Here is an 11,576-nt window from a genome sequence, read left to right as displayed (position 1 = left end):
GCGTATTCCTCCAGCGGGCCGGGCGCCGCCGGGCAGGGCCGATGTCGGGTCATCACACACCCCCAGGAACCGCACGAGCACTACTTCCGGCTTACCTCGGACCCGTCGGAAAGTCAACAAACTACCGTTAGTAGGAAACGCCTACCGGCGCACACACGCACCAGGACCTGTCGGTCCTTCGTCGCCCGCGGCGCCGTCGGCGGAGCTGTAGGGTCTTGGACTGCGTGACATGTCGATCTTGTTTGACCGGCGGGTTCGTTGGTTGTCTCACGGAATGTCATTTGGCTCGAGTCTCAGTTCCATGGCATTTCTTCAGATTTCGCGCTTTCTGCGTCGTAGCTTGTTCGGCGGTCTGCTCGAGATCGGGGTGCCCGGGTCCGGTTCGCCGGCGGGCCACTGCCGTGCGAGGGCGAGGTCGAGATCCGTCGGGTGCCCGGGCCGGCCGAGTACGCCACGCTGAGCCCCGAGCACGAGGACTACCTGCGAGCCGAGACCGCGCACCGATGCGTTTCCCGCACGGCGCCGGTCTGGACGCCGGAGACCGACTCACGGGAGGCTGGCACCATGCGGAAACTGAGCTACGGCATGAACGTGACCCTGGACGGCTACATCGCCGCGCCCGGCGACGACATCGGCTGGGGCGGGCCGCCGAGCGACGAGCTGTTCCAGTGGTGGCTCGACCAGGAGCGGGCGAACGGCCTGTCGCTGTACGGGCGCAAGCTATGGGAGACGATGAGCTCCTACTGGCCGACCGGCGACCAGCAGCCCAACGCAACCCCGGCGGAGATCGAGTTCGCACGCAACTGGCGGGACACGCCGAAGGTGGTGTTCTCCTCGACGATCGACAAGGTCGACTGGAACACCCGCCTGGTCACCGGCGACGCGGTCGCCGAGATCACCCGGCTCAAGGCCGAAGACGGCGGCCCGATGAGCATCGGCGGCGCAACGCTCGCCGGGGCTGCCATGCGGGCCGGGCTGATCGACGAGTACGCGCTGGCCACCTATCCGGTCCTGGTGGGCGGCGGCACGCCGTTCTTCACCGCGCTGGACAGCTGGGTGAACCTGGACATGGTGGAGACGCGGACGTTCCCCAGCGGCGTGGTGCTGACCAGGTACGAGACGAGGCGCTGACCGCTCGTCCGCCTTCGCCAGCGGTAGCGAGTCGTCCCGGACTCGCTACCGATGGAGCTGAGGGCGCAGCGCCTGGCTGCTCACGCCGCCCTGAGCAGCTCGGCCTTCGACGCCTTGTCTCCACCGCGGACCACGGCGATCACACCGGCCCTGCCAGCAGTTCCTGCTGCGCCCGGACCTCTTCGCCGCCGACGAGCATGTGGTGACGGTGCACTGGTCGACGGTGCCACAGACCAAGATCACCCCCGGCGGGGCGTTCGATCCGCAGCCTCGCCGTCACATCCACTGGGTCGACGTCGAGGCCGGACCGCTGGTCTTCCGGTTCTTCGACCGGGCCGGTCATCGGGCCTTCACCGCCGAGCTCGCCCGCGCCGTGCAGGTGGCCCGGTCGGTGCTGTTGCCCGCCGACGACAAGGCGCTCGCGCTCGACCGAAGGCGTTGACTCGAGGTGAGTTGTCCACAGCGGGCCCGGTTCTCCACAGGACCGGGCCCACTGCCCGTGTGCGCCCGGGTCGCGGCCGGGGTGGCCGGACACAGTGGCGTCCACCGAAGGCTGCACCGACCCGAAGGAGGACCCGCTCGTGCACACCTGGACCGTCACCTGTGATCCGGCCGTCGCGCAGGAATCCGGCACGGCCGCCACCGAAGTCGACGCCGTGGTCGCCGGCGCCGCCGCGTTGCGCCGCATCGCGGCCGCTACCCACCGGACCGGGCGCCCGTCGCCGTACGTGCGTCTGCGTATCGACACCCGCTTCCGGATCGGTCTGAGCGCCGGCCCCGAGGGCCCGGACGGAGTCCTCGAATGGATCGACGACTACGAACACCAGGCCACCATCGCGGCCGCCGTCGACGACTGCCTCCCCGACCTCGGCGGCCTCGGCGGCCTCGACCCGACGTGCTGACCCACCCCTCGAGCGGCGAGGGCGTCCCTCGCCGGGAGCCCCCGGCGAGGGACGGACAGTGTTGTCGGTTCTCGGTTGATCTGGCGCGCCTGGTGGGGGTTGACCTGGTTTCCGCCAGTTGGGGGTGGTGTTGTCGTCGGTCGGTGCTTCTCACTTGAAGTGGCGGATTGTCGGGAGGATGGGGTTGCTGAAGTACTCCAATGCCGCTCGCGGACTGCTCTGAATCGTCTGCGGTGCTCGATGACCCAGCTTTCGAGTGGATCGATCCGGTTGGGGCAGCACAGCAGGTCGCCGAATCGCGCGGGTTGTCCGAGGTGGCGAGCGACGCGGCGATAGAACTGGGTCAAGAGCGCGATGGCGAGGCACGCGCGAAGCACCGGTGCCCCGGCTGGTCGCCGACATCAGAACCGTTGGACGAACCGGTACCACGGGCCGCTGTACGGCCGGTAACCGATCTCGCCGTCCCGTCGGGGATCACCGAGATGCGGCGCCCCGTCGGGGAGATACGCCAAGCCGATCGAATCGATCAGGCCGCCTTCGATGAAGAACAGGCATCCGCCCTCGACAGGGCGGATCTGCCAGATCCGGTACACCCCGATCCGCTGGTCGGTCCACGACTGCGGGCACCGGCGGGCTTCGGCGGCCAGGGCGTTCCTCGAGACCGCGAACGCCACCCGCGAGGGGACCGACAACGCCACGAGCACGACGGTGAGCACCACCAGGACCGGTGCGACGGCACTGGCGCGCAGCGCCCGGTACCGGAACCAGCCGATCAGACCGAGCCCCACCCACACCGCACCCAGGACCACCAGTACCGACGAGGCGAGGGCGACATAGGGAAAGAACACCACCGGCGGCATGAACGCCCCCAGGATGACCCCACACACCAGGGCGACGAGCACCGCGGTGAGGACGGACAGCACGGTCCACCACGATGCCGGGCGCGCCCTGCCGCTCATCGAGTCACTGTCGCACAGCCGACGGGATCCCGGCGGACCAAGGAGACGGGTGTGTCCTGTGGTCCCCGCAACCGGGTCGGGGAGAGTCGACCGGCCGGGGGTGCACACCCGCTGTCTTCGACCGCCGGTCAGTCGGTCTGTCGGTCCCGGACGGTGAGGCCTCGTCGAGGCGTCCGCGGTCGCCCCGTGCCCGGTTCGGACGTGGGATTCGGCGGCGCCGCCTACGGCCGGAAACCTCACCGCGAAGTCCGCGTAGTGCGCGTGGTGCGCGGGCTGCAGCACAGAGCTCGCGTGGGGAGTGCTGTCTACCGTGGTGTCGGTTCTCGAAGAAGTCAGGCTCCGGGAGGAAGCCGAGCACATACAGCCAGCGCAGAAGATCGGCGAGCACCTCGGCGCCCAGGACTGGCGCTATCGGGCATACACCGACGCCACCCAGCCCGATACCCACAGTTCCCCGCGCGGGGCGGAGCCGAGGCCGCTCGCGCGGGGAACTGTGGGCGATGAGCGGCAGGGCAGTTTCACTCTGGTAGGGACCTCCGCATCGGAGTGGTATTCACCCGAAGGTCGACTCGGTGCCGACGAGTTCGGTGAAGCCCTGGCCGAAGCTGCAGTGGACGGGCTCGTCGCAACGAGCTGATCTCGGAAGCAGACAAGCTGAAGCTGCAACTTACAAGATGACATAACGGCGCTCACCGGCGTACGGACTGAGCCCGTAAAGCATTGCATCGCAAAGCATACGGTGGCTTGTCTGCCGTCCACCTGAAACTCGGGTGGCGCGGCAAGCGCGCGGGCTGGCCGATTCGCGACCCGAATCCGCGAAGACGCCGTGGGTGGAGGCACCGGTCGTTCGTGGACTCTTCCGGGCGGGACGTGGTGCAGGTGTCGCGGGAGTCGGTCGCCGAGGTGTGTTCTGTCGGCCGTGACGTGGCACCGGCGGGTCGGTGCGGGGGTGCTGTCCGTCGACGGTGGAGAAATCTGTCGAGGAGCAGGTGGCTATGTCCAGGCGTCGGGCGGCGGGGTCAGCGGGTCGGGGCCGGGTGCGCGAAATGCCTGCAGCATGTAGTCGCCGAAGCGTTTCCAGGCCAGAGGGGCGGATTTCTGGGTGCCTCGTAGCAGGCCTCCGTTGGCGTGCTGGAGCAGGTACAGGTCGCTGTGGTGGAAATCCGGTCTGCCTTGCGGGGTGTGCGAATTGTCGGGAGTACCTGACACGCATGCCGCTCCGGGTGGGCGAAGAGGGGTGTGCGGCTGGCGCGATGGTTCAGGTGAAGATGGTGTCCGCGGGCTTCGTGGTGGCGGCGGCACCGCCGACGACACGGACCCCCTAGTGCGGGCCGGTTTCAGTTATCCTGTCCGGCAAGGTGGTTGGGTGCGATCATGTCTCGGTGACGGGTGTGCTGGCCGCGAGGGTGGCGTCCTCGGCCAGGGCGGCCCGGCCGCGTCCACTGACCGGGTTGCCGTCGTCGTCGCTGTCCCAGCTGAACTCCACGAGAGTGCGGCCGTCGCGTTCGGTGGTCCGGCAGTCCACCCAGCCGCGGACGGCGACGAAACCGAACCGGCCGGTCCCGTCGCCGGTGAAACTCGAGGGAGCCGGGTTCGACGAGCTCGATCGCGTCGCGGTCCCACAGGTCCATCTCCACGATCGGCCACCGACCGGTCAGGCGTCTCATGGGTCCTCCCTGCGTGTCGCGGGTGCGGTGTCAGGGTAGCGACCGCAGTAGAACCGGTGCCGCGCGGCGGACCGGTCCGGTCATGGGATGTCGGCGCCACGGATCGACAAGCCGCAGCCCGAGCCCATCGACGCTCCCGGGCGAGTAGTTCCCCCGGCCGCGAGGCCTGATGGTGCAGTGCAGGTGCACGCCGTACGTGCAGGGTTGCTGGGCCTGTGCACCGGTTTGTGCGAAGTGAGGACCAGGTCGATGTCATGGTTGCCGATCATCTGGCGCCTCGCCCTCGACCGAAGGTCGCCGGCCGTGGGGTATTCGCGGTTCCAGCGGGACCGTCGGCCCTTGTCGGTGCCCTCTTCGAGGGGCTGTGGCCAGCATGAACTCGTGCGGAACTACTGGCCGCGATGGCCGCCCGGAGGGGAGACTCCGTTGTCGGTCACACTTCTTCCTCTCCCAGGAGTGAGTATGAGTTCGCGGCTCGTGCCCACGCTTGACGAACAACGACAAGTGCTCCGGATGGCGTCAAAGTCAGACGAGCCTGACCGGCAAGTTGAGATCTCCAGTCCGCTTCGTTGGGTGGCTGCTCGAACAGATGAGCTCCAGGCACTGTATTCGTTGGACCGTACCTACGGAACAACGCGGCAGCCTCGGCGTCGATCGCTCCGATCTCGGCCAACGCCCACAGATCCCACAGGTCGCGCGGCGCGCGTCGATCGTGCCATGTCGCGGTCTTGGCCGCTGCAAAGGCAGAGAGAGTCGGTACCGTCAACGTCGCCGGCGGCGCGTCGCTATAGCGCTGTTCCAGATTTCGGTTTCTGCAGGCCACACGGTGCGGTCCCGCGAAGACAGCAACTGGATCTTGACGGACAGGCCACTGGCGGTGCGGAGAGTTGCAGCCTGGGTGTCCTTGACGGCAGCAAGCGCCGGCTCCCAGACCAACCGACCGTGAGTCCGCGCGACGGCGCGCTCGAGTACAGCATCGAGTTCGGCAGCCAACGTCGTGCGGTTACCCAACGCGACGAGGTCGATGTCCTCGCTGAGGCGACCGTGAGGGAGGTGGGTGCGCGCGAGCGCGGTGCCATCGATGAAGTGCACGCGGTCGGCGAATCGATCCGCGATCGCGGCGAGCACATGGGAGATGAGGTGGTCGCGCTCCACCTGTTCCGACGAGACCGCGAACTGTGTGGCAATCGCGTCACGTTCGTCGAGGTTCACGGTTGTTTCCCCGCCCAGATCTCAGCACGCCGCAATGCGGAGACGAGGCGCTGCGGCCCTGCCAGCTGTTCGAGTCGTTCAGGGTCGCTGCGGCGGTACAGGTTTGCGATCGCAGCCGGGACCTCGTGTTCTGCGTGCCCGAGCAGTGGCCGACGGGCGAGGTCGAGCACTGTCTGTTCAGCAGTCGTGACCAGCGCAGCGCCGAGCGAGGTCTCCACCCGTTCCGCATCGAGCGCGTCGGTATCCCGCTGCACAAACCGCACCGTGGCGTCGCGGTCGCTCAGCTCGATGGGTCTGTGCGCACGAGGAACGGCGACGACAGCGGTGGCCAGTGCACGGGGAATTGCCCCCCACACTCGTGCCGCGCTGACCCCCATCAGTACCACCTGGTTGGCTCCGTAGATTGCCGAGGCGATCCCCGCGGCCGCAGCCTCGAGGCCTGGCAGCCACCGACGTCCCATCTGTTCTTGCGGGACAACTATGTAGTAGCCGGGGGCGACTCTGTGGAGGAGGCCTCTATCGGTGAGTCGTGACAGTTCCGGCCGAGGGTGGGCATACACGTGGGCCACATCCTGAGGACGGAAGGTCCGCATCACCGATCGCGCCAGCTCCGCCGGCAGCGGCGTCCCCCTTGCCGCGCTCACCGCCCATTCAGCCTCTCAGTGTGCATTACGTAGGCCACAACCCTACGAAATGCACACTGGGCGCGCAATGGGACGGCCAGTTCGACTGCATCCACCGTCGCTACCAGAATGTGCGCCAGTGCTCCGTCGTTCACGGCGGAGGTGAAGGCGCACGCGGGAGGCCCGTCAGGACCGAGCGTGCCCTGGACGGGCCGGTCCTGTTGCTCGATGTACTGCCGCAGTACCGAGATCGGGGCACCCCCTGCCGAACCGGCGAAGTACGAGCCGGACCACAATCGCTGCGCCCGCCAGTAGTGCCGGACCAACTCGGGGAACTCCTGGCGCAGTCTCCGCGAGGAGACCCCCTTGAGGGAGTTCACCAACTTCGACACGGCAACCTTCGGAGGGAAGTTCACGAGCAGGTGGACGTGGTTCGACTCGCCGTTGAACTCCACCAGCTCGCACTCGAAGTCGGCGCATACCGCCCGCATGATCTCCTCCATCCGCTCCAGGTGAGGCGCGGCGGAGACAGACCGATCCATTCGTTCGTCAGGTCGATACTCAGGTCCAGAGTCGGTGCTCGACCAAGGTCCCAGCAGCCTCGATTTCTACCTCCGGTCGGCTGCAAGGTACGCCTCGACGGACCATCGGCTGAGCGGCCATTCAGGTCCTTCACCAGGGAGCCATCGTGTCGGCGGGTGGACCGATTCCCAAAAAGTGGTTGCCGAAATGGGATCGAACACGGGACGAGGGGGAACGTGGAGACCTGCCGCGATACCGCTGCCGTCCTGCTCGTAGACAAACTGCTGGCAGGCCGCGCCGATCTCGTAGTTGATCGCCGCCGTGTCGGCATCGTCGAGTACGAAGGGTCCAGTCGGTCGATAGGTGAAATCGGCGAGGACCAGGAGACGGCCGGGGTCGAGCGGAAACAGCACCAGCGGCGCATCACCGAAGGTGTAGGAGGTGGCGGACGCTCGGCCCTTTCTCCCACCGATATAGATCACCGGCTCATCACACGTGGCGAGTGGCGCTGTCGAGTACAGCCACCACGATCGCTGGACCAACAAATGTGGCACCACGGTGTTGCGCCAGACACCGATGGCGCTTTCGATGGCACGTGGCTTCGCCCCGGTGTCCGCGTCGCTGATCAGGGGGCGATCACCCAGTTCCTCGGCAATTTCGTCCGCCAGTTCGTCACGCCGGTCGGGACTGTAGTGCCGGCCCGTGAAGAGGCACAGCCTCGGCAACATCTCGGGTTCGCCTACCACGTTGCGCACACCGAACCGCCGAATTCCGGCGTCAATGTCCAGCTCACCCTGGCGGCTTCGCACCGTCCGTTGGCTCTGAAGACCGACGAAGACCGCCAGGTCGGTCATGAGATTTCGGTCTCGAATCTGCCCATCCGGCAGCCGGTCAAGTGAGTCGAGCACGTGCTTGGCATCGTTCTCCACGCGCGACATGTGAATCTCAAACCACAGATCCGGCACCTCCACCGGGTCGACGTCGTCGGCGGTGATTCGGTAGAACCAGGGTTCGTTCGCGAGAGAGTCCGGGTTCCGCGCGTCCGACTCCCTGGTGGCCAGGTCGGTCATTCGCACCAGGCGTGATGATCCGTCTACGGCGGCCCAGCGCCGCAGATACATCTGCGGTACGTGGTGGTGCCGACGCGGCCGGTCCTTGGCCTGCCGCGTCATCTCCTTAGAGCGCTCGATCTCGATGTCGGACAGCCACCGGTGGTCGATTCGCATCAGCACAGGCTAGGCAGTCCCGTGCGCCGCTCCATAATCGGGTGGGGCACCCACGGCGTTACGGCGACGATCGACGTCGTCGCTGGACTTGAGCGTCCACCGAGTCTCGCCATTTCGAATAGTCGCGCAGCCAGTCCAGGACAGCGTTCGCTGGTTGGCCATCAATCCACGTCTTGACGCGGTTCGAATACCTGCTCCGACGCTCGAAACCCGCTTGGCCCAAGAAGAGCCATGCAGTCCTGGGGTATCGCCTGAACTTGTCGCATAGGCGGTCGCTGATCCTCTCGGCCAGGGTGACTACAACGGCATCTGCGCGCTTGGCTTCCGCGGCTGTAGGCTGGTAACCAGCATGCACGATGCGGTTCCGCATGCCTGCAACGTCCTCGAACCAGCTCGAGAGGATTCCGGTATCGAGTGACCAGTTCCCGCCGAACCGCGATCCGCACTCGGACTTCAATCGTGGCGTGATGTCGGAGGAGAAGACCGCTGCGGCGTCCGTGTCGCTGACACCTTCTTCCCAGAGTGCCAAGCCGAGCAGTCCATCCAGAACGACTTCGCATGCGATCGCGAGTTGGATCACCGCGTTTGCGTGCTTTCCCTTTACCGATAGTTCGTATTGAGCATCGATCTTCCGTTCCACGAAATTCAGCACTGGATCACCAAAGCGGAGGCGAGCAACTCCCTCAGCTACGAGGGCGAGGTCTACGCTCCCAAGGTGCTCCGCCAGCGGCCCAAACTTGAGATTGTCCGATAGGTGGATGGTTCCGTCAGGCGTCACTACATCATCTGACAGAGCACGCCTGAACGTCAGGACGAGCGGGAAGAGCTGTGCGTAAGTCAACTCATCGGTTGGTGTGTTTGAAGCGATGCGATACGCGCGATGAAATTCGAACAGAGCATCGAGGCATCGTGTGAGGGGGTCAGGCTTCATCTCTGTCGCGATCAAATCGTCCGCGCAAGCGACGAAGGTGACGGCTTCGACGATCGTCCTATAGCGAGGCAGATCCACGACTTCGTCATCGAGGGAGGCCAGCGAAGCCGTGTCCGCGCCTGGTTGAGGATGAACACGGTTGAAGGCCTTCAAGAGATGCCTAACGTCGGTCGCGAACGGGCCCGCCGATTCGTCATCTACTTGCCAAAAGCGTAGCGAAACCAGGTTTCTGCCAATTCCGTCAGAGGGTATCGGCGCTTTGACGGTTGATGTCGGACGCCAATTAACGCCGTTCAAGAGCGGCTCAAGCTCGTCGGTCTCGACTGCCTACGTTGTTTGGTCGGGAATCGAGACGCCATCGGGAAGGATGATCACGAAGCCCTTCATGTATGGCGGCTGGATATCTTCGCTGTCGCACGTCGTCACCGTGCATCCTTACCTCAACTGGCAGGGGAAGTCGAGGAACTCCTTGCGACTGTGCAAGCGACGGTCCGAGACGTCGATTGAAGGCCGAGACATGGCCGACACACGATTTGTGGCGGGGCGCCTGTCCGTGAGGACCGACACCCGGACCCGTCGAATAAGACCGCCAACCCGCTACCTGACATAAGGGCCGCGTTATCGGCAGGAGGCAAGTGCATGCACGCGTCGCGCACCGTGCGACTGTGCACACCATCGACTCAATTACTCGGACGAATTCGCTCAGGAACGTGCCGAGGTGTTGCGGATGTGGGCGCGGAGGTAGGCCAGGTGTTCGGTGATGGCGTGTTCGGCGGCGTCGGGGTCCTGGTCGGCGATGGCCTTGACGATGCGTTGGTGCTGGGCGAAGGTGTCGCGGCCGAGGTCGGGGGACAGGTCGAGGTAGCCGACGGGTTCGGATTCGCGGTGCAGGGCGTAGACGAGCGAGGCCAGGATGCGGTTGCCGGACATGCGGGCGATGGTGATGTGGAACTGGGCGTCGAGTTCGGCGATCATCGGGTCGTCGACGGTGCGGTTCTTCTGCTCGGTGAGGAGGACGTGCAGGTCCTCGAGGTCCTGCTCGGTGCGGTTCTGGGCGGCGAGTTTCGCCGAGGGGACCTCGAGGTACTGGCGGACCATGGCGATCTCGTCGATGTCGACGCCGCCCAGGCGCAGCAGGTTGTGCATCGATTCCTGCACGAGCTCACCGAGGGCGGTGTGGTCGACGGCTTGGACGAAACTGCCGCCGCCGGCGCCGGGGACCTTGCGGATCAGACCCTGGGATTCCAGGGCGGAGAGCGCTTCGCGGATGGTGGGTCGGCTGACGCTGAACTGGCGGGCCAGCTCCGTTTCGGAGGGCAGTCGGTCCCCGGTGCGGAGCTGGCCGTCGAGAACGGCCTTGCGCAGTGCGTCCTCGACCTGCTGACGTGGACGCAGGACCTTCCGGCCTAGAACCAGTGCCTGAGGTTGCGCGAATTCCTCACCCGCAAATCCGTTCGACATTAGCGCTCCAAGGTTGATTGCGGAGTCGGTATTGACTGACAGTTTACTCTCTGCAATCATCCGAAGGGTTGGGATCCATCTGACCGCGCTGCAGGCGTTGGCCGACGCCTCCGGGCGGATCGTGTGGGACGTCAGTGTCGACTCGACGATCGTGCGCGCCCATCAGCACGCCGCCGGTGGCCGCGGATCCCTGCAGCTCGAACCGCCCGGCGGCGTCGAGACCGAACCCAACGATCACGCCCTGGGGCGCTCGCGCTGTGGGTGGAGCACGAAGCTGCATCTGGGCTGTGAGCAGCACCGGCAGCCGCTGTGCTGCTCGCCCCCGACCAGCCCGGTGACAGTCTGCAGTTCACCGCGGTGCTCTTGCGGATTTTCGGTGCCGCGGCTCGGATGCGGCCGGGTGCGTACCCCGGCCGGTGCGGGTGCTGGCGGCCAAGGCCTACAGTTCCCGCGCCAACCGTGCCTACCTGCGTCGACGTGGCATCAGAGCGACGATCGTGATCCCGTCCGATCAACTCACGCACCGCCGCAGACGAGGCTCCGGTGGCGGACGTCTCCCGGCGTTCGACCGTCAGGTGTATCGGCAGCGGCACGCGGTCAAGTGCGGCATCAACTAACTCGAGCAGCACCGGGCGGTGGCCACCCCCTACGACAAGCTTGCCGTGCGGTATCTGCCACCGTCCACGTCGCCGCCATCAACCAGTGGCTATGAATAGCGGACATTTTGAAACACGGCCTAGCCTCGAGTCCAAGCTGTTGCTCTCAGATCAGCCGTGATCTCCGACAGGATCTGCTGGTCAACGGGATAGGGCGTGTCATGCTTATCCGGTTAGATCAGGTGAGTTTGGCTGCGCCCGGTCCGGTCGCGACGATCTGCCGGTAGGTCGTGGGCTGCTGCCGGGACTGCAGGCCGAGCAGGGTCTGGAAGGCGGCCATCGGGGT

At 65.9% G+C, this 11,576-nt stretch carries 11 protein-coding genes and 4 pseudogenes; 5 read left to right on the top strand and 10 right to left on the bottom strand.

The annotated features are described in order from the left end of the window. Nucleotides 1–564: 564 nt before the first annotated feature. The 3 genes from G6038_RS28535 to G6038_RS28525 all read left to right on the top strand — a co-directional run bounded on the left by G6038_RS28535 (nucleotide 565) and on the right by G6038_RS28525 (nucleotide 2,033). Nucleotides 565–1,131, top strand: a complete 567-nt coding sequence (locus G6038_RS28535) for a dihydrofolate reductase family protein (RefSeq protein WP_165041993.1) — start codon at nucleotides 565–567, stop codon at nucleotides 1,129–1,131. A 202-nt stretch (nucleotides 1,132–1,333) separates the two neighbouring features. Further along, a complete protein-coding gene (locus G6038_RS28530; RefSeq protein WP_240918817.1) occupies nucleotides 1,334–1,573 on the top strand; it encodes a hypothetical protein in 240 nt (79 codons plus the stop codon). A gap of 94 nt (nucleotides 1,574–1,667) precedes the next feature. Continuing rightward, nucleotides 1,668–2,033 (top strand): hypothetical protein, encoded by a 366-nt coding sequence (locus G6038_RS28525; RefSeq protein ID WP_240918815.1) that lies wholly within the window; start codon nucleotides 1,668–1,670, stop codon nucleotides 2,031–2,033. Nucleotides 2,034–2,434: 401 nt separating this feature from the next. On the opposite strand, the gene G6038_RS28520 is transcribed toward G6038_RS28525, so the two are convergent. Next, complete coding sequence (locus G6038_RS28520) at nucleotides 2,435–2,992, bottom strand: hypothetical protein (RefSeq protein ID WP_206025779.1); 558 nt, start codon at nucleotides 2,990–2,992, stop codon at nucleotides 2,435–2,437. Between the two features lie 310 nt (nucleotides 2,993–3,302). On the opposite strand from G6038_RS28520, the gene G6038_RS31705 reads away from it, so the two are divergent. Continuing rightward, nucleotides 3,303–3,629, top strand: a complete 327-nt coding sequence (locus G6038_RS31705) for a hypothetical protein (protein ID WP_240918814.1) — start codon at nucleotides 3,303–3,305, stop codon at nucleotides 3,627–3,629. Nucleotides 3,630–3,985: 356 nt separating this feature from the next. On the opposite strand, the gene G6038_RS28510 is transcribed toward G6038_RS31705, so the two are convergent. The 9 genes and pseudogenes from G6038_RS28510 to G6038_RS28475 all read right to left on the bottom strand — a co-directional run bounded on the left by G6038_RS28510 (nucleotide 3,986) and on the right by G6038_RS28475 (nucleotide 10,634). Beyond that, a complete protein-coding gene (locus G6038_RS28510; RefSeq protein ID WP_165041991.1) occupies nucleotides 3,986–4,201 on the bottom strand; it encodes a hypothetical protein in 216 nt (71 codons plus the stop codon). 163 nt (nucleotides 4,202–4,364) lie between these two features. After that, on the bottom strand, nucleotides 4,365–4,517 hold the full coding sequence (locus tag G6038_RS31700; RefSeq protein ID WP_240918812.1) for a hypothetical protein: 153 nt from the start codon (nucleotides 4,515–4,517) through the stop codon (nucleotides 4,365–4,367). 575 nt (nucleotides 4,518–5,092) lie between these two features. Next, nucleotides 5,093–5,751, bottom strand: a pseudogene (locus tag G6038_RS28500) (nucleotidyl transferase AbiEii/AbiGii toxin family protein). A gap of 116 nt (nucleotides 5,752–5,867) precedes the next feature. Then, nucleotides 5,868–6,248 carry a type IV toxin-antitoxin system AbiEi family antitoxin gene (locus G6038_RS32235; protein ID WP_346772943.1) on the bottom strand — a complete coding sequence of 127 codons (381 nt, stop codon included), beginning with the start codon at nucleotides 6,246–6,248 and terminating at the stop codon, nucleotides 5,868–5,870. A 108-nt stretch (nucleotides 6,249–6,356) separates the two neighbouring features. Next, nucleotides 6,357–6,515 (bottom strand): annotated as a pseudogene (locus G6038_RS32230) (type IV toxin-antitoxin system AbiEi family antitoxin domain-containing protein); the annotation flags it as partial. Between the two features lie 197 nt (nucleotides 6,516–6,712). Then, nucleotides 6,713–6,976, bottom strand: a pseudogene (gene tnpA / locus G6038_RS28490) (IS200/IS605 family transposase); the annotation flags it as partial. Nucleotides 6,977–7,102: 126 nt separating this feature from the next. Further along, nucleotides 7,103–8,242: a DUF4238 domain-containing protein gene (locus tag G6038_RS28485; RefSeq protein ID WP_165041987.1), complete on the bottom strand. Its 1,140-nt coding sequence runs from the start codon at nucleotides 8,240–8,242 to the stop codon at nucleotides 7,103–7,105. Between the two features lie 58 nt (nucleotides 8,243–8,300). Then, entirely contained in the window at nucleotides 8,301–9,326 is a 1,026-nt protein-coding gene (locus G6038_RS28480; RefSeq protein ID WP_165041985.1) for a hypothetical protein, read from the bottom strand. 549 nt (nucleotides 9,327–9,875) lie between these two features. Continuing rightward, entirely contained in the window at nucleotides 9,876–10,634 is a 759-nt protein-coding gene (locus G6038_RS28475) for a FadR/GntR family transcriptional regulator (RefSeq protein WP_165041983.1), read from the bottom strand. 130 nt (nucleotides 10,635–10,764) lie between these two features. Between G6038_RS28475 and G6038_RS31045 the strand changes: the two are divergent. After that, a pseudogene (locus tag G6038_RS31045) lies at nucleotides 10,765–10,914 on the top strand (IS5/IS1182 family transposase); the annotation flags it as partial. Nucleotides 10,915–11,576 lie beyond the last annotated feature (662 nt).

The sequence above is a fragment of the Rhodococcus sp. 14C212 genome, from assembly GCF_011058195.1.
Taxonomy (GTDB): Bacteria; Actinomycetota; Actinomycetes; order Mycobacteriales; family Mycobacteriaceae; genus Rhodococcus; species Rhodococcus aetherivorans.
This window is presented reverse-complemented; position numbering and strand designations above follow the sequence as displayed.

Coding starts and splice junctions, on each gene's coding strand:
- G6038_RS28485 (WP_165041987.1), bottom strand. CDS start 8,242: ATGCGAATCGACCACCGGTGGCTGTCCGACATCGAGATCGAGCGCTCT.
- G6038_RS32235 (WP_346772943.1), bottom strand. CDS start 6,248: ATGGGGGTCAGCGCGGCACGAGTGTGGGGGGCAATTCCCCGTGCACTG.
- G6038_RS28520 (WP_206025779.1), bottom strand. CDS start 2,992: ATGAGCGGCAGGGCGCGCCCGGCATCGTGGTGGACCGTGCTGTCCGTC.
- G6038_RS28475 (WP_165041983.1), bottom strand. CDS start 10,634: ATGTCGAACGGATTTGCGGGTGAGGAATTCGCGCAACCTCAGGCACTG.
- G6038_RS28535 (WP_165041993.1), top strand. CDS start 565: ATGCGGAAACTGAGCTACGGCATGAACGTGACCCTGGACGGCTACATC.